Origin of the sequence: Aliirhizobium wenxiniae, assembly GCF_014201355.1 — a bacterium.
In the GTDB taxonomy this organism is placed as follows: domain Bacteria; phylum Pseudomonadota; class Alphaproteobacteria; order Rhizobiales; family Rhizobiaceae; genus Neorhizobium; species Neorhizobium wenxiniae.
In genome coordinates, this window is record NZ_JACHEG010000017.1 from 19,821 (window position 1) to 43,649 (window position 23,829).

Sequence of the window (23,829 nt, forward strand, 5' to 3'; positions counted from 1 at the left end):
TGGATCGCCACTGATGCACGTTAATTGTGGTTTACCTGCATCATTGTCTACAACTTGGGGCAGGTCGTGGTAGCACTGTTCGAACTGTTAGGAGTAAAATTTCTACTGCGACAGATCAATCAACCAGATAATAAATGGCATTAGCGTTCACCACGCGCATCCATGTTTATCCGACACTCGCGCGCCGGCATAGAGCCCTTCCCAACGGGCGAGTTTAACGGCACATGCAGCTGTCGGTCTGTCTTCTTCGGCTGGATCTTGATAAATCTCGATTTTTGCACGCCAGCTAGGCCAAGAGACGGGAAGAAGTAACGTCGCTTTTCTTTCTACGACGCGAGGCCCTGCTGAGCCCGCAAATGCTCCCGACCGACACGATCGAAGCGGCAGCGTTGGTTTGCGGCGGCATAAGCGACATCTCATACCGTATTCGTACTTAGGCGATGATTTATTAAATGTTGATCCTTTTCAGACAGTGTCCCGACAGATGGGAACGCATCTCGCGGAGGGGAATGGATTGACTGCAGACGCTGTAAGAAAACCGCTTTGGATCAAGATCACAGGATACGGATTCGCCACCGTACTTTTCGCGAGTGCCGCGATCGGCGGCCTGGCATGGTACCGCCAAGGTGACATGAACGAAAAGGCGCTCTACAGTAAAGCGGAAAGTGATCTCAACGTCATTCAGACTGACATGGCAGCCATCCAACGGTCCGCCTCAGCGCTTGCTCTGGCGTTCGCAGGGGAACCCGATATCGCGGGATACATACGTGCAAACGATCGCCAGCACCTGCTCGACAAATTTTCAACCAACATCAAAGCGGTTGCCCAGCTAGGTGGCTTACAGAACATCACTGTCGCCGACGCGCAAGGCAATGTCATCGTCCGAGCCCACGCACCAGAGAAATTTGGTGACAACTATCTGGCTCGTCGTAAGACGGTTGCATCATCCATATCGACCGGGAGAGTGGCGGCTGGCATAGAGCCGGGACGAACAGGAATTGGCATCTACGCCGTTGCGCCTGTTCTTGTTAACGGTACGGTCGTCGGTGTCGTCGACGTCGGAACCGAGCTTTCAAACGCATATTTTTCGCCGCTTGCTGACCGCCTCGGTGCAGAGATCTCTGTTAATGTCCTCTCCGAAGGCAAAATGGTGAACCAGTCCTCAACGGAGGGGGGCGGCGCACTTCTGGATGCTGGCGCAATCCAGGCAGCTTTCGACGGCAAATCCGTCTTTGAGCCGGCGACTCTTGATGGGCGCGACATGCTCATCAAGGCAGTGCCGTTCACCTCGTTTTCCGGTGACAAGATCGGCGTCTTCGAAATCGGCACAGATACGACTGAAATCGCCGCAGCGGCCCGATCTGCACTCTGGACCATGCTCGGTGTGACGCTTCTGACATCGATCATCGCGCTGACGGCTTTTTTCCTGTTCGCCAAGTCGCTGGGCAACGCCATCGGCCGTCTCACATCCACGATGGGACGCCTGGCCGCCGGCGACCTGAATGCCACGATCGAAGGCGAAAACCGCCCGGACGAAACCGGCGCCATGGCGCGCGCCGTACAGGTCTTCAAGGACAATGCGCTGAAGACGAAGGAACTGGAGCGCCAGGCCGACGAACAGCGCAACATGACCGAAGAACAGCGTCGACAGAACGCCGAGGAGGCGCGCATTCGCGCCGAACAGATGGCCGAGGCCACCAATGGTCTCGCAACCGGCCTGAAGCATCTCTCTTCCGGCGACCTGACTTTTCAGCTCGACCGCCAGTTCGCACCAGACTTCGAAAGCCTGCGGGCCGATTTCAACGCCACGGTTAGTCAGTTGCGCGGAACGCTCGGTTCGGTGGCACAGGCCACCAACTCGATCGACAGCGGTTCGCGTGAAGTCAGCCAAAGCGCCGACGATCTTTCCAAGCGGACCGAACAGCAGGCTGCCTCACTGGAGGAAACCGCTGCCGCACTCGATCAGATTACGGCTAACGTCAGCAACTCCTCCAAGCGTGCCGAAGAAGCCCGCTCGGTCGCGATCCAGGCCAATGAAAGCGCTCGTCAGTCGGGCAACGTCGTTGCCAATGCCGTGCAGGCAATGGGTCGTATCGAGGAATCGTCCGGCCAGATTTCCAACATTATCGGCGTGATCGACGACATCGCCTTCCAGACCAATCTTCTGGCACTGAACGCCGGCGTTGAAGCCGCACGCGCCGGTGAAGCCGGCAAGGGTTTTGCCGTCGTGGCGCAGGAAGTCCGTGAGCTGGCTCAGCGTTCGGCGAGTGCCGCAAAGGAAATCAAGGATCTCATCGGCAAATCCTCGATCGAGGTTGCCAGCGGCGTGAGGCTGGTGAGCGAGACCGGCGCATCCCTGCGCGCCATCGAGGCGCATATCGTCACAATCAACCAGCACATGGATTCGATTGCCACCTCCTCGCGCGAGCAGTCGGTAGGACTCTCGGAAGTCAACACCGCCGTCAACCAGATGGATCAGGTGACCCAGCAGAACGCCGCGATGGTGGAAGAAGCCAATGCCGCCGGCGCTACACTGGCCACGGAAGCCAGCCGTCTGCGTGAGCTGATCAGCCAGTTCCAGCTTGGTCAGGTGAGCAGCACGGCAAACCATTCCGCCGGCCCGCGCCAGACTGCAGCCGTGATGGCAGCCTCTCCACGCTCCACCCCGGCGCCTTCGCCGGCTCGCGGCATGGTTGGCAAGATCGCCAAAGCCTTCACCGGCCGCGGCAGTGGGGCAGCGGCAGTCGCCACCGACAATTGGGAAGAGTTCTGACGATCTACAGAAATTCGCCATGGTGGCGGGGTTAAGCCCGCTATCATGGCGTTACAAGTAGACACTTGGACCACCCGTTGCCCGGGAAGCAAGTTCGCTTAGTGATTAGCCTGCCGCGTGACGTAGCATGGCCGACAAGGCGATGCTTTCAGAAGCAGGGCGAGGCTGTCCAATCAGTCGGCGACTAAGCTTAGCCAAACCAATTAAACACCTGGCATCTGCGCTGACAGGCCGGCGATGAAGCAGCATTTACCGCCCGTTCACACTGTGGGCTGCCGGAAAATTAAGCGCTTCATGAAAGGCTGTCCGTCATAATGGAGGGGCATGAAGTCGTTCTAAGTTAAAACTGCTTCGCATATCAGACAGTGTGCCCAACATGATTTTTTCGAATTTGCCCCTCTTTCGAGTACGTGGAGACGATCCAACGCTTGCGATAGCCCAGAAGGCAGCGCTTTCCAAGCAGGTTCCCCTTATGTATTTCATCCTGCTGGTGAACACATGGGGCGTTGCGATCACCCATCTCAATGCAGCACCCGCGTTTCTTACTATCGGTGTCCCATCGTTGATGACGCTGGTTTGTGTGCTACGTGTTTTAAGATGGTGGCAAGGTATCGGTCAAACCGATACAGACCCCATACGGATCATCGCTGACCTCCGCCGGACAAACCGGCTCGCCTGGATACTGGCTGCAGTCTTTGCCACCTGGGGGATTGCTCTTGCTCCTTACGGCGACAATTTCATGCAGAGCCATGTTGCATTCTACATGGGCATCACTGTCATTGGCTGCATCTTCTGTCTGACCCATCTTGTGTCTGCGGCTATGGCCGTGACCCTAGTCGTCAACGTGGTGTTCATCGCCTATTTCGGTCTCACCGGAAACTACATCTTTATAGCGATGGCGATAGATGTGGGCCTTGTTTCGATGGCGATGCTGATGGTTCTTTGGGTTCAGTATCGGGATTTCACCAATCTGGTTGTCTCACGCGAGGAGCTGAAGACGAAAAAGAACGTCCTGGAAAAGCGTGAGTTGGATCTAATCGAAGAGCAGAAGCAAACACAAGCACTGAGCGACGAGAACAGAAAGCTTGCCAACTTGGACAGCCTTACCGGGCTTGCCAACAGACGTTTCTTTTTCGCCAAATTAGACGAAGCGATTTGCCAGCCCAAAGAACAACTCAGTCCCACCCATGTCGGTATAATCGATCTTGATGGCTTCAAGCTGGTCAATGACGTTTACGGCCACCGCTTCGGTGATGAACTCCTGGTTCAGCTAGCCTCTCGTCTTTCGTTTGCTTGCCGCGGCGAGGCACTAATCGCGCGTGTTGGCGGCGATGAATTTGCTTTTTTGACGCAGATCGAGGCGCAGGCTGCGAAGAAACTCGCGGAGAAAATCTGCAATTGTTGTCGAGAGCCATTTTCAATTTCGAATACGATTATTCAGATCGGTGGCTCAATCGGCATGGCACGCAGTGATCTGTGTATCGATGCGGAAAGTTACCTATACGAACAGGCTGACTTTGCTCTCTACCAAGCCGAGCGTGAAGTACCGGGCAGTGTCGTCATTTTTTCACAGGCGCACTACGAAAGCCTGTCACGAATGACTGTCATAGAGCAGGCCCTGCGCGACGGATCAATTGATAATGACATTACGGTCTATTTTCAGCCGATCTTCGATATCCATCTCAACATGGTCGTAGCCTTTGAGGCTTTGGCGCGCTGGACGCATCCGACACTTGGGATTGTATCACCTGCGGAATTCATTCCCGCAGCGGAGCGGCTCGGATCTATTAACCACCTTAGTCGCCTCCTCCTGACGATGGCCCTACGCGAGGCCCGAACATGGCCAAGCAACATCCGCCTGTCTTTCAACCTTTCAGCTAGAGACCTTACATCGAGTGACAACGCGATGAGGCTGCTTGCGATCATAGGCAGCAGCGGGATCGAGCCGCATCGGCTCGATCTGGAAATTACTGAGACAGCCTTGATGACCGATCTTGCGCGAGCTCAGGCAACAGCGCAAGCGTTCATAGCTATTGGTGTAGGCGTGTCTTTAGACGACTTTGGGACAGGGTATTCGAGCTTGACCCACCTTCATCTTATGCCACTGACGAAGATCAAAATAGACCGGAGTTTTGTCACAGGCATTGATGGTGACCTGGCGAGCGCGAAAATCGTCAAATCGCTCATACGGATGGCACACGATATGGACCTCGAATGCATCGTTGAGGGTGTTGAAAACGATACGGAATTGGCGACGATCCACGATCTGGGCGGGCGCTTTGTGCAAGGTTATCAAATCTCGAAACCGCTCAATGCCACAGACGCACGCAAACTGGCGCAGTTTTCGGCCAAGCATGTCCAAGTCCCCCTGTCTGGTTCGCCCGTATAGGACATTCGCCACATCGCACTGCTCGCAAACACGTCTACTCTCAGCTACCGGCTGGGTAATCGCTCCCTCCGACGACCGAACGTGGCTAAGGGCTTGGTCCTTCAAACCCAAGCGCAGCGCGGTAAGATCTTGTACGGACGCTTAATGCTTCACGCTCGCGCTGGTCCAACGGCGCCATGTTGGACCGAGCTAAGATGACGTCGGAAGAAAATTTCTGCCTGGATTGAACGGAAGCGGACTTGAGTAGTTTTGCGTCCAGTCAAATCTGAAATCGACCGACCCTTGACCCAATGACCTGCACCACTATTGTTTTGGCGTGACGCGGGAATGCACATGTTTGAGCAGAAGACCAATAGGCGGCGCCGTAAAAATCACAGCGAAGCTCGCCTCGCAGCCATTGTGGACAGCTCTTTCGATGCCATCATCAGCAAAGATTTGTCCGGGACGATCGTTAGTTGGAATAAGGCTGCCGAGAGACTTTTCGGTTTTACAGCCGCACAAGCCATAGGACGTTCGATCTACATCCTAACCCGACGATCGTCACGACGAGGAAGTCGAGATCATCCGACGCATAAAGCTGGGCGAACAGATAGAGACCTTTGAGACACTCCGCAACACCAGAGCCGGGCCGCTCGTCCCTGTATCCATTACCATTTCGCCGATCAGAGACAAGCGCGGCAGGATTATTGGTGCCTCAAAGATTGCCCGCGATATTTCCGAAAGCAAGGAAAACGAGCGTCGATTGAAGCTGTTGATGCGCGAGATCAATCATCGCATTAAAAATCAGTATGCCGTCATTCTTTCGGTGATTGCTCAGTCCGCGGCGCGCGAACTGGACATCAAAGCGTTTGAGCGACGCGTTCGGGAACGCATTATGGCGCTTTCGCACTCTCAGGACTTGCTGTCTTCGGTCGATTGGGCAGGCGTAGACCTAAAGGCGCTGATATCGCATCAGGTCCGACCATTCGACACAAGTGGCGCGTTCTCATGCTCCGGACCCGAAATCTTGCTCGACGCAAATGCGGTGTTGAACATTGGCATGGCCCTCCATGAGTTGGTCATCAACCACGTGCAGTTCTCCGGAACGGAGCTATCCGATGTCGAATTGTCATGGACAGTCTCGGGTGATCCAGACGGGGAGCAGTTCAAATTGATCTGGCGCGAGACTGGTGTCAGAGAGCCAGATCTCCTGGCCCGCGGCAATGGATTCGGTTCCCTCGTTTTGAAACGCATCGTTGCGGCCGCTCTCGGCGGGACAAGCACATGGAACGCGACTGAGGACGCAATCATCTGGACGCTGATCGCCCCCCTGCCCCGCATCAAAATCGGGATAGAGTGAAGGGTGGACCCCGATAATGGTTTTCGCGAATATCCTGGACGTAAAGCGTTTGTGTAGGCCTCGTACATCTGTCTTTTGAACATAGCCGACACAAGCGCCCGCATATCGGTTTGCGGCCGCTAGAACGCGATAATCCGTTACATATTGTCTTGTGATGCGACCAGTCTTGCTCATATAAGCACGTCGACACGAGCATTTCGGGGGAAATCATGGACACGACCAAGCGTCACTCCACGTCGCGCGAGCGGTTTCTCGAGGCGGTACTACAGCGCTATCGACTATGCAATCGTCTCGATGGATCTCAATGGTCTGGTGACAATCTGGAACGAGGGAGCTGTCCGAATTCTGGGTTGGAGCGAAGAAGAGATGCTGGGCCAACCGGCAGGGGTGTTCTTTACAGAAGAGGACCAGCAGAACGCCATTCCCCAGCGGGAGATGCGCGACGCTCTGGAGCATGGCCGCGGAAATGACGAGCGCTGGCATCTGCGGAAAGACGGTTCGAAGTTTTGGGCCTCCGGCGAAATGATGGTGCTGCGCTCCGACGGCGGTAAGCCCGAGGGCTTCCTGAAGATCTTACGGGACCGCACGGAAGAGCGGCACAGTCAGGAGCGTCAGAAGCTGCTGATGCACGAGCTCAACCACCGCCTGAAGAACACTCTCTCCGTGCTTCAGTCGATTGTCACACAGTCGCTGCGTGGTGCAAAATCGGTGGCTGAAGTGGCCTCGACGCTGCAGGACCGCATTTCTGCATACTCGCGCGCGCATGACATTTTGATGCACGAAAACTGGTCCAGCACAGATCTCAAGTCAATTGTCGAGAGTGCGATTTCCAGTCTTGGATTGGAAGGGAGCCCACGTTTCCTGTCGAGTGGACCCCACGTCGAACTCGATCCACAAGCAGCGTTGGCAATATCGCTAGTTCTACACGAGCTCGGCACCAACGCTCGAAAATATGGCGCCCTGTCGAATGCTGACGGTCTTATCACGATGCGTTGGACTGTAATAAAGGATGCCGGCGAGCCCTTCATCGAGGCGACATGGGCAGAAAGCGGTGGACCAAAAGTCGTCCCGCCAAGGAAAATAGGTTTTGGGTCAAGGCTGATCAGGTGAGCCTCGCGAGTTTTGGTGAACTCTTTGTCGACTACCTGGAAACAGGTTTAGTCGTTAAGCTTCGCGCGCCTCTAGAGAAACTCCAGCGGCAGCTTCGTGAGACCGAATAGGGTGACCGTTCTTTCGTTCATGTAAGCCGAATCATCAAGGGTGGTATGCTATTGAGCGGGATCTAACCATCGACTTGTTATTACGACGAGAGAAATCTGATAAAACTCGGCAGCTGAATCCGCTGCGGATCGAAAAGAAGATCACGTCATCAATCAACGACCATAGTTACGTGCAGCACGTTGATGCACTGGCTGTCGACCCGCAGCAGGCTGACTTCGCCTGTTCCTCGGCCAGCCAGCGATCGCGCGGCTTGCAGCTCGCCGGCCGAGCGAAAAGGAAAACCTCGAAGGTGCCAGCGACGAGCCGTGGCGCGGCAGCGCAGTAGAGCGCCATCGGCCTCTCCCTATCGCTAACCTCGAACGTCAACTTTGCCGTCGGCTCGAGCCGCACATGGTCTGCTACCTTGCGGATGATCGCCGAGAATTTGCCGGCCGGCATGTGGGTCCGACCGTCTTCGTCGATATCCCAGAGCTGGACGAAGATCTCCGACCAGGCTTCCGGATTGGCGCCGCAGTCGAGCGCCGAGAACTGCCCCGCCTTCACCTCGGTGACGTGATAGCCAGGGCGGACCGGACGGCCTTCATAACTGAAGACCAACGGGGCGTCAGGCGCCACCGCGAGCACCGCGAGAAGATCGCCAAGGTTGATGTCTGTAGAAACAGTCTTGTCGATCGCGTTCATGTAGGTTATCCCTCCATCCAATAATTCAAGGAATATTGAACTATGGATGAACGTCAAGCCCTTTCCTCATTCGCGGCGCTATCACAAGAGACGCGCCTTGCCATTGTCCGAGCGCTGGTCGTGGCCGGGCCTGAAGGGCTGGCCGCAGGCGTGATCGCCGAGCGCATGGGCGTTTCAGCCACGAATGTTTCCTTCCATCTGAAAGAGCTGGAGCGGTCGGGGTTGATCTCCCAGCGAAGGGAATCCCGCTCGATAATCTACAGCGCCAGCTACGACGCGCTTGCCGGTCTTGTGAAGTTCCTGATGGAAGACTGCTGCGCCGGACACCCTGCGATCCGGGAGAATGTCGAGAAGAGTGACGGATGCTGCAGCCCGGATGACGAGGTAGCAAGTGCATAGTCGACAGGTTCGCGCGGGTATCGTCTCGGCTCTCGGCATCACTCAGATCATTGGCTACGGCACTCTCTATTACAGCTTCAGCATTCTCGCTCCTGGCATGGCCGTAGATCTGGGCCTTTCGCTTTCCCAGGTGTTCGGGGTCTTCTCCGTTTCGCTGTTCATCGGCGGTCTGTCGGCCACTTTCCTGGGCAAGCAGATGGATCGGAACGGCGCCGCCACCATGATGACGCTAGGCTCGGTTCTTGCCGCGTTGACGCTCGCTCTGTGCGCCTGGTCGCCCTCGGTCGCCGTATTCGCCATAGCCATCATCCTGCTCGAGGTGTCATCAGGGATGGTGCAGTATCAGGCGGCATTCGCGACATTGGTCGAGAGCGATCCCCGTTCGGCCTCCCGGAGCATCACCTATCTCACCCTGATCGGCGGCTTCGCATCAACCATCTTCTGGCCGATCTCGGCCGCACTTTCCGGATGGATGTCGTGGCGTGAGATCTATCTGGTTTTCGCAGCGCTGAACCTGTTCCTCTGCATGCCTCTGCATTTCTGGATCATGCGCGTCGGCAAGACCGGATCGAATGCGGATACGGCCGCCCGGCCTCGCGAGGCGGTCATCGGGGCAATCCCCCACGATGCCCATGGTGTCATTTGCCTTCGCGCTTCTCGGATTCACGCTTGCCGCAATCCTCGCGCATATGGTGCCGATGCTTGGGTCGATCGGGCTGGGTGCCGCGGCAGTGGTGATCGGATCCCTGTTCGGTCCGGCACAGGTCGCGAGCCGCCTTATCAACATGGTCTTCGGAAAGAACCTGTCGCCGCCGGCACTCGCTGTCCTGTCGGCGGTGCTGATCGTTTTCGGCATTCTGATCCTGCTGGCGACGGGTGACTGGTTGCCGGGCGCTGTCGCGTTCGCAATCTGCCTCGGGCTCGGTTCCGGCATCAACAGCATCGCGCAGGGAAGCCTGCCGCTCTATCTGTTTGGATCGGATGGGTATGGCACGATCACAGGCAAGATGGCGGCGGCTCGATTGGCGCTCGGAGCCGGAGCGCCCTTCGCGTTCGCGGCGGCGATGGAGAACCTGGGCCTGAGCCTGTCGCTCATTGGAAATGCATGTCTCGGTGCCGTCAACATCGTGGCATTCGTCGCGGTGGCAGCGTCCTGCCGGCAGCCTGCCGCCGCGACGGCCTGATCCGTCAGATCGACTTGAGCGAAACCCGCTTTTCCAGCTCGGCCGCCCCTTCCTTCCGCTCGCTGTAGCGATCGGTCAGGTAGGACGAAGCATCGCGGGTCATGATGGTGAACTTCACCAGTTCCTCGCAGACATCGACGACGCGGTCATAGTAGGAAGACGGCTTCATCCGGCCGTCGGTGTCGAATTCCTGATACGCCTTCGCCACACTGCTCTGATTGGGGATGGTGATCATCCGCATCCAGCGGCCGAGGATGCGCAACTGGTTCACGGCGTTAAAGGACTGGCTGCCGCCCGAAACCTCCATAACCGCCAGCGTCTTGCCTTGGGTGGGGCGGACGGAGCCGAGCGACAGCGGGATCCAGTCGATCTGCGACTTCATGATGCCGGTCTTCGCGCCGTGGCGTTCCGGACTGATCCAGACCTGGCCCTCCGACCATTGGGAAAGATCACGGAGTTCCTGGACCTTTGGGTGACTGACAGGCGCTTCATCCGGGAGCGGTAACCCCGCTGGATCAAATATCTGAACCTCGCATCCCAACCGTTCAAGCAGACGACGCACTTCGAAGGCGAGAAGACGGCTATAGGATACTTCCCGGAGCGATCCATACAGGATCAGGATTCTGGGCTTGTGTGTCGAGAATGCCGGCCGCAGCGATTCTGGCGAAATAGGCTGAAGAAAGTCGTCGTGCAGAGCTGGAAATGTCTCAGACAATACGCTTTCCTTCCTGGTCGAGGACCTGTTCGCCGTCTTCCTTGGTGAATGCCCCCTTGAAGGCATCTGCCGGCAGAATGTCGAGAACGAGTTCTGATGGGCGCGCGAGCCTGGTGCCGAGCGGCGTAACGACGAGCGGCCGGTTGATCAGGATCGGGGTGGCGACCATAGCATCCAGCAGCTGATCGTCGGTGAGGTCCGGATTATCGAGGCCAAGTTCGGCATAAGGCGTGCCCTTCTCGCGGATGGCTTCGCGAACAGTCAGGCCAGCGTCTACGATCATCGTCGCCAGCTGTTCGCGCGATGGTGGGTTCTGCAGGTATTCGATGACGGTGGGCTCGATCCCGGCGGCGCGGATCAGGGCCAGAGTGTTGCGAGACGTGCCGCACGCCGGATTGTGATAGATGGTGGCGTCCATGGTCAGGGCCTTTCGATGATGGTGTTGCGGGAAACGGCGGGCGATGCCTCGTACCAACCCTTGGAGCGGTTCACGATCCAGACGACGGACAGCATGACCGGCACCTCGATCAGGACGCCGACGACGGTGGCGAGTGCAGCGCCCGACTGAAATCCGAAGAGACTGATGGCAGCGGCAACCGCAAGTTCGAAGAAGTTGCTGGCACCGATGAGTGCCGATGGTCCAGCGACGCAATGGCGCTCGCCTGCCATGCGGTTCAAAAGATAGGCCACTCCGGAGTTCAGATAGACCTGGATCAGGATCGGCACGGCCAGCAACGCGATGATGCCCGGTTGGGCGATGATTTGCTCGCCCTGGAAGGCGAACAGAAGCACGAGGGTGGCGAGCAGCGCGACGAGCGACAAAGGCTGTAGCTTCGCAAGTAAACGGTCGAGCGCCCCTGTTGTACCGTCGACCGTCAGGCGGCTGCGCAGTATTTGGGCGATGATGACGGGCACGACGATATAGAGCGCAACCGACAGGACGAGCGTCGCCCAAGGAACGGTGATGGCTGAGAGACCGAGCAGCAGACCGACGATCGGGGCGAAGGCGACTACCATGATCGCGTCGTTCAAAGCGACCTGCGACAGGGTGAACAGCGGATCGCCCCGTGTCAGGTTCGACCAGACGAAGACCATGGCCGTGCAAGGCGCCGCCGCCAGGATGATCAGCCCCGCAATATAGGAGTCGATCTGGTCTGCAGGCAGATAGGGCCGGAAGAGCCAGCCGACAAACAGCCATCCCAGCAATGCCATGGAAAACGGTTTGATCGCCCAGTTGATGATCAGCGTGACGCCGATCCCGCGCCAGTAGGAGCCAACCTGCGCCAACGATCGGAAATCGATCTTCAGCAGCATCGGGATGATCATCAGCCACATCAGAATCGCGACGGCGATGTTGACCTTGGCGATCTCGGCGCCGCCGATGATCTGGAAAGCGCCGGGCATCAGGTGGCCGAGGGCAACGCCGACGGCAATACAGAGAAAGACCCAGATGGTCAGGTATCGTTCGAAAGTGGACATCAGGCCGACTTTCCCTGTGGCGAGGTCGAACCTTCCATCGCACCGATCTGGCGGAGCTTTGTCTCCAGCGCTAGCCGATCGATTGACGATAGCGGCAGGTTTACAAATGCGAGGATCCGGTTCTTGAGGAAGCGGGCCGCCTGCGCGAACGCGCGCTGCTTGTCGATATCGAGGCCAGAGACAGCGGCCGGATCCTCGACGCCCCAGTGAGCTGTCATCGGATGGCCGATCCAGACGGGGCAGGCTTCGCCGGCGGCGCTGTCGCAAACCGTGAAGATGCAATCCATCTCCGGTGCGCTCGGCTCGGCGAACACATCCCAGCTTTTTGACGAGAAGCCGGTCGATTGGTACCCGAGCGTCTCCAGTTCCTTCAGAACGTGAGGATTGACCTCGCCCTTCGGCTGACTCCCGGCCGAATAGGCCTTGAAACGGCCGCCGCCCTCCTTGTTGAGGATGGATTCGGCGAGAATAGAGCGTGCCGAATTGCCCGTGCAGAGTAACAGCACGTTATAAGTCTTGTCAGTCATGGTCGTGGTCCGTGTTAGGTCGGAGGCCTGGTGAGCTTCATGATGGTCGCCGACGCGGGGCAGATGGAGGAAAGCTGACGGGTCGCGAGCACGGCGGCCGGCAGTTCAGCCCGCCGCACCTCGGCAAACCCCATGGTGGAGAAAAACGGCGCGGCACTCGTCGTCGCTAGAAAGACATCGCCTTCGACGTCTCGCAGTGTTGCCTCGACGATGGAGCGGCCGAACCCATGACACCGATGTGCCTGAAGAACGACAACAGACCGCAGCAGGTAATCTCCGGCGCAGGGCTCGAGGCCGGCATATCCGATCATTTGGCCATCGCCAGAGACTGCTTCGAAGAAGGCGCGCCCATCGTCTTCAATGTCATCGGTCGGGAGATCCGCGGCACGGAGCGCCTCGTGCAGACATGCGTCGCCACCGGCCACTTCGCGCAATGTGATCACGTTCGACATGGCTTCGCTTCCGGCGCGCAGCATGGTGTCAGCTCTGCGATCAGGGGAGCGCAAAGCTCCGTCGCACCGCCGCAGCAATCCTTCAGCAGGAAAAGCGTCAGGTCGCGCAGGCCGTCGAGGTCGGCTCGGTAGATGACCGATCGGCTCTGGCGCTCGCTCATGACCAACCCTGCACGGGACAGCGTCGCAAGATGCGCCGACATCGTGTTTTGCGGGACATCTAGGAGCCGGGCGAGCTCGCCAGCCGGAATGCCTTCCGGCTCGTGCCGCACGAGCAGGCGGAATGTCTCGAGGCGAGTGTTTTGTGCCAAGGCAGCAAGGGCCGCTATTGCGCTGTTGCTTTCCATATATCCAGAATAACGGATATATTGGATCTGTCAATCCTTTGACTGCGGGGTGTCATTAACGCCTTGAGCGGAATCGAACGATCGACCTACTCATCAACTTCGCTAGGTACTTGGAATTCAATCACTTAGGACCCTTGCAATGAGTCTGCGGAAATCAAGTTCATTTGCTTGGCGGTTCTTCGACACGCAAGAAACAAATGTCGACGTTTTGCGGGATCATGCGGGGAGATTCAAAATCCTGGAATAGGGTTTCTTGGTGCCGGGACATCACGCGCGGGAAGAGACTTAGCAAAAGCCGCAGCTTCACCAGAGTATGGGAAATCCTCACCCACTTGGTCAGATCCATCGTAAACTTTGAACGTGGGACCATCGGTTTCGATGACTTTATAGCCATTCACACGAATTTTGGTGTTTTCCATCCCATTCGCTGTCCCTCAATGCGCACACGATCAATCGACCGCTTTCACCTGGCATTTAGCATGAATCGAAAGGTGAGCAGAACCCCGTCTGCACTACCAGCTTTTCTTCAAGGCGACGGCAAAACGGCCAGACCACCCGAAAGCCGGGTATTGGCGGCCGTGGTACGATCGATCAGCCATAAGTCACCTGCCACGACAAGCGTGACGTCGTAGGGGTTTTTCATCATGTCGTGACGGCAATGATCTGTTCTTGGCACATACTGCACCTCGACCGGACGCGCAGTGCGTTTGGATAGTCGAACCGGCCTTAGGCAACCGCCGGCCGGAAGTCCTGTACCTCATCGTCGGCAGTCGCTTGCGCTAGAAATTTTACCAGGACGGTCGTGTAAAGTTAGGTCTTTGCCTTAATTTTCGCCTTAGCTCATTGGCGCGCTACATAGGTATTTTTGGGAGCACAAAAATGCGAACCGTTTACTGGGATAAGCCGGTGGATTTTGATGGCCGCCTGATCTTCGGACCGATGGAAGCGCACAGGTCGATGATGGGCGCGAGCTGGGTCACGATCAGAGATCGCTCGTTTGCTGCTGCAGCAAACAGCATCAATGACGTCTGAACGGTCGCGTATCTCCTGATTTCGCGCGGGAATTATTCGAAACAGCCCAGAAATCCCGGCGCCATATTCGATTGCAGCTTAAACAGCAGCGTTCAGCGCTTTGAACGTTTGCAACTCTCGGCCATTCGAACCCGCAGGAAAGGGAAGCTCTTGAACTCCGTAATCCCCGTAGGTTTCGGTCTCGAGTGGGAGTTTGCTGTCTTCGTTCAAGATGGCCTGCTCGATAAGCCCATCACTGGGCCAAGAGCGGCTCTCAAATTTCTTCATGAAAATTTTCGCCATCAAACCGGAGCACCCTTCCGAGCTGCGATTGCTGACTGCAACAGTGCGCTCAGATATCGCTGCGATGCCGAGATTGCCAGATTTTCTTTTATCGCGGCCTACGCAGATTACAGATTGAAGCTCGATCGCCGCTAAGGCTTAGGCTCCAGGGAAAGAGGTTGCTCTCGGCTCTGCGTCAGTCCATCCCTTGAACGATTATCGTTCGCTGATGCTCGGCAGGTGCAGTGCAACGTCGCGTCGACCTCTTTCGTCGAGTGTCTCAACATTGGATTGCCAAAAAGCTTCTGCTTCGGAAGGATCACTCTCCCAAGAGCGCGTGTTGACGATATTGTCGTCTACTTTCGCCCGGCGTCTTCCACCGAGATTAAGGTAACGCATCCCGGTCGCATACGAGGATGTTTCACCCTGATCCTGGCTGAGCTGGCTTTCCTGCCTCGGGTGCGATTGACCCAATATTTGTAGCAGGGCTTCATATCCGGGCTTGCCAACATTGCAATTGAGGAAATCCGCCACAGGAATGCGGGTTATACCTGTCCGCCTGAAGGCGCGTTCGCTTCGTGCAGCCCCACCGTTTCACCCGAGACCTGATGCTTCTTAAGCGACCACCGGTCGCCATTTGAACTAACGGAGAAATCTTGTTTTTCGATCACTGAATGTGGTTCCTTACGGTTGCTGATCGACACGCGAAAGCGCTTACGATCTGCTTGATACGAAAGGTCTGATACTCATAGCCCCGGCACCCAAACGAGCCACGCGTGGCGTTGTTCTAAGTGCGTTCCCGCAACCACAGCTCGATCGCAAGCCGTTTTTTGTTCCGGCGTGATGGCTGCACCTGGACGCGTTGATTACTTGCTACCTTAAGGGTTAGCGATCAGGCCCGATCGTAGGTAAAGGATGTCAGCAGCGTCGTAACAAAGTTGCTCGCCCGCTCTTTGACCAAAACCTCAGTCCACTCGTCGGTGCCACGAAGCCGCAAGTCCGTCCGAATGCTATCGACCGCGGCTTCTTCGATCCGTTTGATATGCGTTTTGAAAGCTTCTTCGCCGCTTCCATGGTACATATCGCGTATCACCATCCGCAGGATTTCCTGGATCGCAATCTGCCAGGCCGTATTGATCGCCTGCAGTTCGTTTTTGTCTGGTGACATAGTATACCCCTGATGCGTGCCCTCACGGGAGCGGTCGCTTCGTCAAGCCGGGACGTGACCCAGTTTAATCTGCTGGCGATTTAGGCTCTGCCGAGCCTTGCGGTTTGCATAGCGGCGATCACGCTCGGCCTTCCGGGCAGCATCATCCTCAACGACACGTCGGATTCTTGCGCTCTCAGCGATCGCGCGTTCTTCGGTCTCAGCTAAGGCAGCAGCCTCGATAGCGGCCTGCTTTTCGGCCGCATCGGCGTCGCGTCGATTACGCTCCTCAACTTTGAGACGGTCTCGTTCCATACGGCGTAAGTCGCGCGCTTGAACAAGCGCGGTGCGCTCAGCCCGCTTTGCAGCCCGCGCTGGGTCGTTGGCGGTCTTGGCTGCCTGGTAAGCGCCGAGGAGCGCCGCTTTCGCCGTAGCAGCAGCGGATCGTCGGTCAGCGAGTTCAGTGTTCCAAAGTTTCTCAAACAGTTTGTCCTTAAGCGCCGATGGCGCGGTCAGCGCGCCTTGGCGTGTTTGTTGACAAGCGCGGCGGTTGCCGACATCCGTTCAGCCTGCTCTTTCGCAAGCCTCGCCTCTCTGAGCCGTAACGTTTTCGCCTCGCGCGCGTGTTCTTCCGACTGCAACTCTTCCAGTGCGTTATTCTTGGAAAAGAATCGGGATTGAACGTTGCCGAAGGCGAGTTCGGCTTGCTGGCGAGATTTGCTGTATGTTTCCGTCATGGATTCCTCCATCGTCGGTCGTTCGACCAAATTAAAAAGGCCAGGCAAGCCGCCTGGCCTCAGACTGATAAGTGCTTCCGGCGATGCCAGTACATCCGTGGTCAACGGGAAGCAGATATCATTAAGCGGACTGCAGATTGCAGGCCGACATCTTGCCCGACTTCATGTCGCGCTCAAGTTCGAAGCCGATCTTTTGACCTTCAACGAGCTCGCGCATTCCTGCGCGCTCGACGGCCGAGATGTGAACGAAGGCGTCAGCGCCGCCGTTGTCGGGCTGGATAAAACCAAAACCCTTGGTGGAATTGAACCATTTTACTGTGCCAGTGGTCATGATGAACCCTTTCAAAGCATAGATTGAGGGACCGCGAAGGAGATGCCGCGCGGGTATGAACCGACTATTTTTGAAAGAGAAGTTCGCTTAAAACGCGGTGCCAATCACGCCGTAGACAAGCTCGGCAAGCAAAAGATCGATGCAGCAGATATAGGGTGCAAACCGATTGACGTCAACGTTTAGTTTTTTGATGAGCGCACGCGCCACTTTAGGTTGCTGTAAACTCAAGCACATGTAGTCCGAGGCGTTTAGAGGAAAACGAAGGCGGCCGACCCAATGTCCTATGTGTACCAAAGGTTTCAGACGAATATCCAGACGTCGACCTCATCCCACGCGTGTCGTGCCTCCATCCGCTAACCAGGCGACGGGCCGCTACATGAGCAATTAGTGAACGGTGCAGGCACTACCTTACTCGTTCATTGCCGCGTGTATCGACCGAATGACGAGATCAAAGTCGTAGGGCTTGGCAAGAAAGGGGACGTCGGGCGGCAACTCACCAGTGCCCGGGATGACCCTGCCGGACGTGACAATGATTTTGTTTGGTGGCCAACGATCGCGAACGAATGCCGCAAGCTTTAAGCCGTCCATCGTACCTGGCATATCGATATCGGTGAAGATCATCCGGATATCAGTATGGTGTTCGATGATGGCGATTGCTGCTGCCGCACTATCAGCTTCGAAGACCTGAAAGCCGGCTACTTCCAGTTCGTCGACGATAGCAAGACGGATTAGGGCCTCATCCTCGACGACGAGAACGGTGACGGGTTCAGAATGCACGGGCTGTCTCTTTTCGGTTGGAGAGAAATGGCCCTGCTTCAAGCCCTCAAACACATTTGTCTGATACCGTACCAAATAGGCTGTCGGATTATTAGTTCCAGACGCCCGCGGAAATTTTGAGGCGCCGCATTCTCCTCGTCGTAGTCGTCGAAAATCATCGACAGACTGATTAACGCTGTCGCACACGAACGGCGCGATAACCCAGGTTCAATAATTTTGTCCCTTAAAGACATTCCTGCCAGATGCGGGTGCCAGACAGCGAAAGGTCGGCGACATGGGTGGATTTTGACGGCCGCGTCATGCGCCGCGGTCAAGAGATTGGCGTTCGCAAAGAAAGCGGCGGCCACCCGCAAGCGCAATGCCAAGCATCGCGTCCATCATTCAAGTCAATGGCAAGACGGCGTCTAGCGCAGTTTTGAGCTCGTCCGGTCCGTGCGGCTTTCGGAGCAACACGGCAGCCGGTCCGTCTTCCAGAGAAGGCGCTTCGTTCATGCCGGTCGCAAAGACGATCCCGATATGCGGCCAGCGGCGGCGCACTTCACGAGCCAGCTCTTCACCGGACATGACGGGAAGACCGAGGTCAGTCACCAGGATTTCGACCCCAGCCTGTTCCAAGATCTGCAACCCTTCTTCGGCCGATTCCGCTTCCAGCACTTCATATCCCAGATCGGCGAGCATATCTGCGTCTGACATGCGAATGAGCGCATTGTCTTCCACCAATAGCACGCGCCGGCTTGCAGCCTGCTCACTTGACGCATCGCCAGTGTTGTCACGGGGGTCGGGGTCAATGTTTTCCGATTTCTCGGCAGACAGCGCCACCTGCTTCTCGTTATTCAGCAAATGGCGGATCTTCCGCGCCAGAGCCTCTCGGGTATAGGGTTTTGAGAGAAGCTGAACACCGGGATCGAGCCGGCCACCGTGGACGATCGAGTTTTCGGTATAGGCGGACGTGAAGAGGACAGCGATGCTAGGAAGCCGCTCCTTAGCCTTGCGAGCGAGTTCAGCGCTCTTCAAGGGTCCCGGCATAACCACATCGGTGAACAACATGTCGATGGGCATGCCGCTTTCCAGGATTGTTAGGGCAGCGCTGGCATCGGGAGCCTTCAGGACGCGGTAGCCCAACTCCTGCAGCATTTCGACGACAGTCGCGCGAACGCCCTCGTCGTCTTCAGTCACCAGAATCGTCTCCGGGCCGCCTTCGACGGGACCGTCGATTATCGCGACTTGCACATCCTCCTGGCCGGAAGAACGCGGCAGGTACATCCTGATCGTGGTTCCCTGCCCAACTTCGCTGTAGATTTTCACATGACCCCCGGTCTGCTTGACGAAGCCGTATACCATGGACAGACCAAGACCCTGAATAGCCCCTAGATTTGTAGACACCTTCTTTCCTAATTTTGAGGCAGGAAGAGCATCATGAGCAAATCGAATTTCAGCGAAGATTTTAAGCGCGACGCTGTGCGTCAGATCACGGAGCGAGGCTATCCGGTTGCGGAGGTTTCTCAGCGCCTCGGCGTGAGCCAGCATTCCCTGTATGAGTGGAAGAAGAAGTTTGCCGCGTCGAACGCCAAAGGCAACGACGAGGCCGAGGACATCAGGCGGCTGAAGAAGGAACTGGCTCGCGTCACCGAAGAGCGAGACATCCTAAAAAAAGCGGCCGCGTATTTCGCCAGGGATGCAAAGTGAAGTACGCGTTCATTGCCCTGCATCGCTTGCAGTTTTCGGTGCGGACGATGTGCCGTGTCCTGCGGGTTCAGCCGAGTGGATTTTACGCTTGGCTGAAGAACCCGCTGAGCAGGCGAGCCAACGAGGACAAGCGACAGACCGAGCTGCTCCTGAAGGTATGGGAAGAAAGCGGCAAGGTCTACGATTATCGCAAGCTGCACGACGATCTTCTCGATCAGGGCGAGATGTGCTGCCCGAACCGGGTTGCGCGTCTGACGCGTCTCGCCGGGATCAAGGCGCAGATCGGCTACAAACGCCGTCCCGGCATCTATGGTGGCAGACCGTCTGTCGTCGTCGATAATACGCTCGACCGGCAATTCGACGTGACGGCTCCAGACACTGCCTGGGTGACGGACATCACCTACATTCGAACCTGCGAGGGCTTCGCCTATCTCGCCGTTGTCATCGATCTCTATTCGCGTCGTGTGATCGGTTGGGCACTGCAGAGCCGCCAAACCACCGATGTCGTTCTCCAGGCTCTGCTTATGGCCGTGTGGCGACGCAAGCCCAAGGAAAAGGTGCTGATACACTCGGACCAGGGCTCGCAGTTCACCAGCATGGACTGGGCCTCGTTCCTCAAGCACCACAATCTGGTTCACTCGATGAGCCGTCGCGGCAACTGCCATGACAATGCCGTGGTTGAGAGCTTCTTCAATCTTCTGAAGCGAGAGAGGATACGTCGCAGGGTCTACCGTTCACGCGATGAAGCGCGCCAGGATGTGTTCGACTACATCGAGATGTTCTACAACCCGAAACGCAAGCACGTCAGGAACGGAATGCTGTCGCCCGTCGAGTTCGAGAGGCAGCAGAAAATCTAACCCGGGGTGTCTACGAAACTCGGGGCTATTCAGCGTATGCACGCGCAAATCCATCATCAGTGATACGCAAAACACATCTGCTAAACTGGACACGGCGGGTTAAAATCAAAAACACCAATCAGTCGCCTCGGTCTCAACCGGGACAACCTATTGAGGTTCCACATCTAGCTGTGCGCGAAATGGACCACGAAGTCGGCATTTATTTGCGCGCTGCGTCCCAGCGGACTGCAAAACTATTGTGGGGCGATGTCCTTAGCAGTCATGGTGATCGCGACTGCAACCAGGAGAGCTGAGACGACGGCGACCAGCATTGCAAAAATGACCGCGATCAAAGCTTTCAAAACCCCGACTTCGAGATCGTGCATGAACCATCTGACCTGCGCCTGAATATACCAGGTTAAGGCACCCCCCATCGCTAACATACCCGCAGTCACTCCCTTCTCGTCAGGGACACCTATGAGGTCGATGCCCAGCACCAACAGAAAGGCAAAAGGGGCAGCGACATAACACTGACTGAAGAATGGCGGTCGGAGGGAGTTACGTGTCATCTTGACCGCTTTCCACCGCAGAATCGTTCCCGCCATGCACAGCGGGAATATCCCGAAAATCACACCTCGGGCAATAAGAAGGTTGGAAGCCGATCCAAGCTGCTTCATGGCTGCTGAGGGATCGATGACCGAGGGAATAGCGCTAGAAAGTCCTTGGGACAGCAATAGGGTAATCAGGAGGAAGAGCGGCGGACTTAGGCTATCCTCGTACTGGTCTTCCGGACGGTCCGCCAATTCGGTGTCTGCGTAGCGCATCATTCTAAGTGGCCTCATCAGGGAGCGCCACATCGTCACGGGATAAAATAACAGCCACGACACGAGCTCGTAGAGTAGTTCATCAAGCGATTTCAGCAGCTTCATGAAGTCCACGCAGTAATCCCCCCTGTCGGCTGCATCACAAGTTACATAACGATGACCAATGTCAGCGTCACGCCTCTTTAGCAGGTATGTCGCAACCCGCTTAGTTTTGTTGTACACCGTCTTTCGTCAGCTACGCACAATCAATCGAGCCGTTGGCCATGAGCCGGACGGAGAAAGCGATTGTGGAAGCAGTCACTTTCCGGAGAACGCGCCTAGATGAATCGTCTGAAGACAGACAAGCTTACGCGGAGTACAAATGCCGCCGCCGCCATCACAAGGACCGTCAGTTCCGCGCAGAAACCAACACCTTAGCCCAGAAAGCAAGCCGGGCAAGCTCCTGCGGCAACTACAGAGTACCGATTTTACTGATTTCGTAAGGCGTAGTCTGATAAATCTCGTTGATCCAGTTGCCGAACAGAAGATGAGCATGGCTGCGCCAGCGGTTCTGGGGCGTCAGCGTATCGTCGTTATGCGGAAAATAGTCATGCGGCATCTTGATCGGGATACCGGCATTCACATCGCGAAAATATTCGTCCGCCAGCGAGGTGGAATCATATTCGACATGGTTGAACATGTAGAGACGGTTGCCCTTCTTCTCGTGCACGAGGCAGAGACCCATCTCGTCGGACTCCATCAGAATTTCCAGATCGGATTTCTTCTCAACATCCTCGCGACGCACCTCCGTCCAACGTGAGACCGGCACCTGGAAATCATCGGAAAAGCCATTGAGATAAACCGAGGCCGGCGCAAGATTGCGGTGACGATAGACACCAAAGGCCTTTTCGGTGAGCGCATGTTTCGGCACGTCGTGAAAATGATAGATCGCCGCCATCGCGCCCCAGCAGACATTCATCGTCGAATGCACATTGGTCTGCGTCCAGTCGAAGATCTGACGCATCTCGTCCCAATAGCTCACATCCTCGTAGTCCATCTGCTCCACCGGCGCGCCGGTGATTATGAACCCGTCGAACTTGCGGTCCTTCACCTCTTCCCAGGTGTGATAGAAGGAGAGGAGGTGCTCCTCGGATGTATTCTTCGCCTTGTGCGTGCCGAGCCGGATCAGCGAAAACTCCACCTGCAGCGGCGAAGCGCCGACAAGGCGGGCCATCTGCACCTCGGTCTTGATCTTGTTCGGCATGAGGTTGAGAAGCCCGATCTGCAGCGGACGAATGTCCTGGCGCACGGCGACCGTTTCGGTCATGACGCGCACGCCCTCGGAAACGAGGGTAGTAAACGCTGGAAGCGTATCGGGAATCTTGATCGGCAAGTCGGGTCTCGCAAGCAAAATGAGTAACAATATCGGAACAGGCACCACCTTGCCGGGACAGGAGCTCCAAAACTCCGGCCCTGTACAACTGGTTGGAGTAAGCCGATCAGACTAGAAGAGCTCAAATATCTCAGCGCGCTCTTCGCTCGTCGGCTTTCAAATAAAGGATATAATGCGCGACCGCAAAGACCCGCTTTACGTGCAACAACGCCGCTCCCCTCGAAAGTCCTCTTGGACAACGCCCACCTGATTGCATCATGGACGTCATGGCGATGAAGCTAGATTTCCTTAGCCGGTTCTCGCCCCATCCCAGCGCACCCGGACCGCTACGACAGGCCCCGCCGATCAAGTTCGCGAAGTGCTGCCTGAACTTCGTCGATTGAAACGGTTTCGCTCGTCCCGGGCAAACAGCGAAGAGCCGGCTTCGAGTCTACCGCATAAAGATCGGACGCCCACGCGGCCAGGATCGCTCGTTTGTCGTCCTGCGAAAGAGATCGCGCAGCCACAACATCGCTCGGGCGTCGAAAGTGCATGCCCTGCATCAATACCGCCGGCCCCAAGGTAAATGCACGGTCGACCGCCTCCTTCAATATGGCGTTTTCCATGACATCACCTCACTGCACATGGGGGTCGCGGTCGGCTCGCGCGCGCGAGGCAGCAATCGCCGGTGTTTCAGGAGCCAGCAGATCATGCTTGGCGGCGAATGCTGCAAAGAGGCCACGGGCCGTCTCTGCTTCGATGTCTCCTTGAAGCGCCGGCTGACATGCCTTCAGAGCAACAGAGTGTGCCGTGTCCCTAAGCGAGGACGGCCACTCAGTCAGGTGCCGGTAAGCGTCCATCACGTTGCGAACCTCGGCAGGAAAGCCCAAGCCGACCAGAATGTTGACGGGTTCTCTGAACATATCGGGTTTCATCATTCTCTCCTTCCCTACCCGGAATGTTGACGGGCGCCATCGCAATGGCGCCCTGAGCCAATGACCGAACTTCAGGATCAAGCCGCTTTTTGGGCTTCAATCTGTGCTGGACCTACCGACGTCAATGAAGGCGTCCTCTGGATCGAAATCTTCCTCGGTTTTAGGGCTTCTGGTATTTCGCGAACAAGCTCGATCGTCAGCAGACCATTATTCAAGTCCGCCCCATTCACTCGCACGTGATCGGCCAGCTCGAAGCGATGCTCGAACGGACGACCTGCGATACCGCGATGCAGGTAGCCCTCTGTCGGGGATTCCTGCTTCTTGCCGGTGACGGTCAGCAGATTGGATTGGAAGGTGATGTCGAGATCGTTCTGGGCAAAGCCCGCTACCGCAATCGAGATACGGT

General features: G+C 56.6%; 27 protein-coding genes and 5 pseudogenes. 11 read left to right on the top strand and 21 right to left on the bottom strand.

Annotated features, from left to right (window positions below):
- The first annotated feature begins 514 nt into the window (after positions 1-514).
- From HNQ72_RS29870 to HNQ72_RS29885, 5 genes and pseudogenes are all read left to right on the top strand, one after another.
- A complete protein-coding gene (locus tag HNQ72_RS29870) occupies positions 515-2,773 on the top strand; it encodes a methyl-accepting chemotaxis protein (protein WP_244654653.1) in 2,259 nt (752 codons plus the stop codon).
- A gap of 376 nt (positions 2,774-3,149) precedes the next feature.
- The gene (locus tag HNQ72_RS29875; protein ID WP_210319763.1) at positions 3,150-5,162 is read left to right on the top strand and encodes a putative bifunctional diguanylate cyclase/phosphodiesterase; all 2,013 of its coding nucleotides are present in this window, start codon (positions 3,150-3,152) and stop codon (positions 5,160-5,162) included.
- Between the two features lie 333 nt (positions 5,163-5,495).
- Positions 5,496-5,895 (top strand): annotated as a pseudogene (locus tag HNQ72_RS30855) (PAS domain-containing protein); the annotation flags it as partial.
- 21 nt (positions 5,896-5,916) lie between these two features.
- Positions 5,917-6,501, top strand: coding sequence for a sensor histidine kinase (locus HNQ72_RS30860; protein ID WP_246450665.1), 585 nt, complete (start codon positions 5,917-5,919; stop codon positions 6,499-6,501).
- A 209-nt stretch (positions 6,502-6,710) separates the two neighbouring features.
- Positions 6,711-7,721 (top strand): annotated as a pseudogene (locus HNQ72_RS29885) (sensor histidine kinase).
- 166 nt (positions 7,722-7,887) lie between these two features.
- On the opposite strand, the gene HNQ72_RS29890 reads toward HNQ72_RS29885, so the two are convergent.
- A complete protein-coding gene (locus HNQ72_RS29890) occupies positions 7,888-8,403 on the bottom strand; it encodes a DUF6428 family protein (protein WP_183998256.1) in 516 nt (171 codons plus the stop codon).
- Between the two features lie 42 nt (positions 8,404-8,445).
- On the opposite strand from HNQ72_RS29890, the gene HNQ72_RS29895 reads away from it, so the two are divergent.
- Both HNQ72_RS29895 and arsK read left to right on the top strand, forming a co-directional pair.
- Positions 8,446-8,802 carry an ArsR/SmtB family transcription factor gene (locus HNQ72_RS29895; RefSeq protein WP_183998258.1) on the top strand — a complete coding sequence of 119 codons (357 nt, stop codon included), beginning with the start codon at positions 8,446-8,448 and terminating at the stop codon, positions 8,800-8,802.
- Positions 8,795-9,986: pseudogene (gene arsK, locus HNQ72_RS29900) on the top strand (arsenite efflux MFS transporter ArsK). The gene HNQ72_RS29895 and the pseudogene arsK overlap by 8 nt, the downstream one beginning before the upstream one ends.
- Positions 9,987-9,990: 4 nt before the next feature.
- Here the strand turns inward: arsK and arsH are convergent.
- The 8 genes and pseudogenes from arsH to HNQ72_RS29940 all read right to left on the bottom strand — a co-directional run bounded on the left by arsH (position 9,991) and on the right by HNQ72_RS29940 (position 14,182).
- The gene (gene arsH, locus HNQ72_RS29905) at positions 9,991-10,767 is read right to left on the bottom strand and encodes an arsenical resistance protein ArsH (RefSeq protein WP_183998260.1); all 777 of its coding nucleotides are present in this window, start codon (positions 10,765-10,767) and stop codon (positions 9,991-9,993) included.
- A complete protein-coding gene (arsC, locus tag HNQ72_RS29910) occupies positions 10,694-11,119 on the bottom strand; it encodes an arsenate reductase (glutaredoxin) (protein ID WP_183998261.1) in 426 nt (141 codons plus the stop codon). Before arsC ends, arsH begins: the two co-directional genes overlap by 74 nt.
- Positions 11,120-11,121: 2 nt before the next feature.
- On the bottom strand, positions 11,122-12,180 hold the full coding sequence (gene arsB, locus HNQ72_RS29915; protein WP_183998262.1) for an ACR3 family arsenite efflux transporter: 1,059 nt from the start codon (positions 12,178-12,180) through the stop codon (positions 11,122-11,124).
- Positions 12,180-12,707, bottom strand: a complete 528-nt coding sequence (locus HNQ72_RS29920) for an arsenate reductase ArsC (protein ID WP_183998263.1) — start codon at positions 12,705-12,707, stop codon at positions 12,180-12,182. The genes arsB and HNQ72_RS29920 overlap by 1 nt, the downstream gene beginning before the upstream one ends.
- Before the next feature lie 14 nt (positions 12,708-12,721).
- Positions 12,722-13,159: an arsenic resistance N-acetyltransferase ArsN2 gene (arsN2, locus tag HNQ72_RS29925; protein WP_183998264.1), complete on the bottom strand. Its 438-nt coding sequence runs from the start codon at positions 13,157-13,159 to the stop codon at positions 12,722-12,724.
- Complete coding sequence (locus HNQ72_RS29930) at positions 13,147-13,506, bottom strand: ArsR/SmtB family transcription factor (protein WP_183998265.1); 360 nt, start codon at positions 13,504-13,506, stop codon at positions 13,147-13,149. Before HNQ72_RS29930 ends, arsN2 begins: the two co-directional genes overlap by 13 nt.
- A 230-nt stretch (positions 13,507-13,736) precedes the next feature.
- Positions 13,737-13,930: pseudogene (locus HNQ72_RS29935) on the bottom strand (hypothetical protein).
- 102 nt (positions 13,931-14,032) lie between these two features.
- The gene (locus tag HNQ72_RS29940; RefSeq protein WP_183998267.1) at positions 14,033-14,182 is read right to left on the bottom strand and encodes a hypothetical protein; all 150 of its coding nucleotides are present in this window, start codon (positions 14,180-14,182) and stop codon (positions 14,033-14,035) included.
- Positions 14,183-14,385: 203 nt separating this feature from the next.
- On the opposite strand from HNQ72_RS29940, the gene HNQ72_RS29945 reads away from it, so the two are divergent.
- The gene (locus HNQ72_RS29945; RefSeq protein ID WP_183998269.1) at positions 14,386-14,538 is read left to right on the top strand and encodes a hypothetical protein; all 153 of its coding nucleotides are present in this window, start codon (positions 14,386-14,388) and stop codon (positions 14,536-14,538) included.
- Positions 14,539-14,616: 78 nt separating this feature from the next.
- On the opposite strand, the gene HNQ72_RS30865 is transcribed toward HNQ72_RS29945, so the two are convergent.
- Positions 14,617-14,820, bottom strand: coding sequence for a hypothetical protein (locus HNQ72_RS30865; RefSeq protein WP_244654654.1), 204 nt, complete (start codon positions 14,818-14,820; stop codon positions 14,617-14,619).
- Here HNQ72_RS30865 and HNQ72_RS31425 point away from each other — a divergent pair.
- The gene (locus tag HNQ72_RS31425; RefSeq protein WP_373289526.1) at positions 14,770-14,955 is read left to right on the top strand and encodes a DUF982 domain-containing protein; all 186 of its coding nucleotides are present in this window, start codon (positions 14,770-14,772) and stop codon (positions 14,953-14,955) included. The genes HNQ72_RS30865 and HNQ72_RS31425 overlap by 51 nt on opposite strands.
- A 736-nt stretch (positions 14,956-15,691) precedes the next feature.
- Here HNQ72_RS31425 and HNQ72_RS29955 read toward each other — a convergent pair.
- The 6 genes from HNQ72_RS29955 to HNQ72_RS29975 form a co-directional block, all read right to left on the bottom strand.
- The gene (locus HNQ72_RS29955) at positions 15,692-15,967 is read right to left on the bottom strand and encodes a hypothetical protein (RefSeq protein ID WP_183998271.1); all 276 of its coding nucleotides are present in this window, start codon (positions 15,965-15,967) and stop codon (positions 15,692-15,694) included.
- A gap of 42 nt (positions 15,968-16,009) precedes the next feature.
- The gene (locus HNQ72_RS30870) at positions 16,010-16,432 is read right to left on the bottom strand and encodes a DUF6481 family protein (RefSeq protein ID WP_244654658.1); all 423 of its coding nucleotides are present in this window, start codon (positions 16,430-16,432) and stop codon (positions 16,010-16,012) included.
- Between the two features lie 26 nt (positions 16,433-16,458).
- Positions 16,459-16,683: a hypothetical protein gene (locus HNQ72_RS29960; RefSeq protein WP_183998285.1), complete on the bottom strand. Its 225-nt coding sequence runs from the start codon at positions 16,681-16,683 to the stop codon at positions 16,459-16,461.
- Positions 16,684-16,804: 121 nt separating this feature from the next.
- Positions 16,805-17,014 (bottom strand): cold-shock protein, encoded by a 210-nt coding sequence (locus tag HNQ72_RS29965; RefSeq protein WP_018902430.1) that lies wholly within the window; start codon positions 17,012-17,014, stop codon positions 16,805-16,807.
- A 408-nt stretch (positions 17,015-17,422) separates the two neighbouring features.
- On the bottom strand, positions 17,423-17,791 hold the full coding sequence (locus HNQ72_RS29970) for a response regulator (protein WP_183998272.1): 369 nt from the start codon (positions 17,789-17,791) through the stop codon (positions 17,423-17,425).
- Between the two features lie 381 nt (positions 17,792-18,172).
- Complete coding sequence (locus HNQ72_RS29975; RefSeq protein ID WP_373289524.1) at positions 18,173-19,174, bottom strand: response regulator; 1,002 nt, start codon at positions 19,172-19,174, stop codon at positions 18,173-18,175.
- Between the two features lie 33 nt (positions 19,175-19,207).
- On the opposite strand from HNQ72_RS29975, the gene HNQ72_RS29980 reads away from it, so the two are divergent.
- Together HNQ72_RS29980 and HNQ72_RS29985 are read left to right on the top strand one after the other, a co-directional pair.
- Positions 19,208-20,334 (top strand): IS3 family transposase gene (locus HNQ72_RS29980; RefSeq protein ID WP_373289525.1). Its coding sequence is split into 2 segments (ribosomal slippage): positions 19,208-19,436 and positions 19,436-20,334, totalling 1,128 coding nucleotides; the frame shifts between segments, so codons are not numbered across the junction.
- Positions 20,335-20,366: 32 nt separating this feature from the next.
- Positions 20,367-20,502, top strand: a pseudogene (locus HNQ72_RS29985) (IS481 family transposase); the annotation flags it as partial.
- A 65-nt stretch (positions 20,503-20,567) separates the two neighbouring features.
- Here HNQ72_RS29985 and HNQ72_RS29990 read toward each other — a convergent pair.
- The 5 genes from HNQ72_RS29990 to HNQ72_RS30010 form a co-directional block, all read right to left on the bottom strand.
- Positions 20,568-21,242, bottom strand: a complete 675-nt coding sequence (locus HNQ72_RS29990) for a permease (protein ID WP_210319765.1) — start codon at positions 21,240-21,242, stop codon at positions 20,568-20,570.
- Positions 21,243-21,588: 346 nt separating this feature from the next.
- Positions 21,589-22,509, bottom strand: a complete 921-nt coding sequence (gene metA, locus HNQ72_RS29995; RefSeq protein ID WP_183998276.1) for a homoserine O-acetyltransferase MetA — start codon at positions 22,507-22,509, stop codon at positions 21,589-21,591.
- A 326-nt stretch (positions 22,510-22,835) separates the two neighbouring features.
- Positions 22,836-23,114 carry a hypothetical protein gene (locus HNQ72_RS30000; protein ID WP_183998278.1) on the bottom strand — a complete coding sequence of 93 codons (279 nt, stop codon included), beginning with the start codon at positions 23,112-23,114 and terminating at the stop codon, positions 22,836-22,838.
- Positions 23,115-23,123: 9 nt separating this feature from the next.
- Positions 23,124-23,423 (bottom strand): DUF982 domain-containing protein, encoded by a 300-nt coding sequence (locus HNQ72_RS30005; protein WP_183998280.1) that lies wholly within the window; start codon positions 23,421-23,423, stop codon positions 23,124-23,126.
- Between the two features lie 77 nt (positions 23,424-23,500).
- Positions 23,501-23,829, bottom strand: a 329-nt coding sequence (locus HNQ72_RS30010; RefSeq protein WP_183998281.1) for an Hsp20 family protein, incomplete at its 5' end; no start/stop codon positions are given.

What these genes read in the sequence shown, in the direction of transcription:
- HNQ72_RS29965 (WP_018902430.1), bottom strand. Translation starts at nt 17,014, where the DNA reads ATGACCACTGGCACAGTAAAATGGTTCAATTCCACCAAGGGTTTTGGT.
- HNQ72_RS30860 (WP_246450665.1), top strand. Translation starts at nt 5,917, where the DNA reads ATGCGCGAGATCAATCATCGCATTAAAAATCAGTATGCCGTCATTCTT.
- HNQ72_RS29960 (WP_183998285.1), bottom strand. Translation starts at nt 16,683, where the DNA reads ATGACGGAAACATACAGCAAATCTCGCCAGCAAGCCGAACTCGCCTTC.
- HNQ72_RS29930 (WP_183998265.1), bottom strand. Translation starts at nt 13,506, where the DNA reads ATGGAAAGCAACAGCGCAATAGCGGCCCTTGCTGCCTTGGCACAAAAC.
- arsB (WP_183998262.1), bottom strand. Translation starts at nt 12,180, where the DNA reads ATGTCCACTTTCGAACGATACCTGACCATCTGGGTCTTTCTCTGTATT.
- HNQ72_RS29875 (WP_210319763.1), top strand. Translation starts at nt 3,150, where the DNA reads ATGATTTTTTCGAATTTGCCCCTCTTTCGAGTACGTGGAGACGATCCA.
- HNQ72_RS29920 (WP_183998263.1), bottom strand. Translation starts at nt 12,707, where the DNA reads ATGACTGACAAGACTTATAACGTGCTGTTACTCTGCACGGGCAATTCG.
- HNQ72_RS29955 (WP_183998271.1), bottom strand. Translation starts at nt 15,967, where the DNA reads ATGTCACCAGACAAAAACGAACTGCAGGCGATCAATACGGCCTGGCAG.
- HNQ72_RS30005 (WP_183998280.1), bottom strand. Translation starts at nt 23,423, where the DNA reads ATGAAACCCGATATGTTCAGAGAACCCGTCAACATTCTGGTCGGCTTG.
- arsN2 (WP_183998264.1), bottom strand. Translation starts at nt 13,159, where the DNA reads ATGTCGAACGTGATCACATTGCGCGAAGTGGCCGGTGGCGACGCATGT.
- HNQ72_RS30865 (WP_244654654.1), bottom strand. Translation starts at nt 14,820, where the DNA reads ATGGCGAAAATTTTCATGAAGAAATTTGAGAGCCGCTCTTGGCCCAGT.
- HNQ72_RS29945 (WP_183998269.1), top strand. Translation starts at nt 14,386, where the DNA reads ATGCGAACCGTTTACTGGGATAAGCCGGTGGATTTTGATGGCCGCCTG.
- HNQ72_RS29990 (WP_210319765.1), bottom strand. Translation starts at nt 21,242, where the DNA reads ATGAAGCTGCTGAAATCGCTTGATGAACTACTCTACGAGCTCGTGTCG.
- HNQ72_RS29895 (WP_183998258.1), top strand. Translation starts at nt 8,446, where the DNA reads ATGGATGAACGTCAAGCCCTTTCCTCATTCGCGGCGCTATCACAAGAG.
- HNQ72_RS29890 (WP_183998256.1), bottom strand. Translation starts at nt 8,403, where the DNA reads ATGAACGCGATCGACAAGACTGTTTCTACAGACATCAACCTTGGCGAT.
- HNQ72_RS30000 (WP_183998278.1), bottom strand. Translation starts at nt 23,114, where the DNA reads ATGGAAAACGCCATATTGAAGGAGGCGGTCGACCGTGCATTTACCTTG.
- arsH (WP_183998260.1), bottom strand. Translation starts at nt 10,767, where the DNA reads ATGCCTTCAAGGGGGCATTCACCAAGGAAGACGGCGAACAGGTCCTCG.
- arsC (WP_183998261.1), bottom strand. Translation starts at nt 11,119, where the DNA reads ATGGACGCCACCATCTATCACAATCCGGCGTGCGGCACGTCTCGCAAC.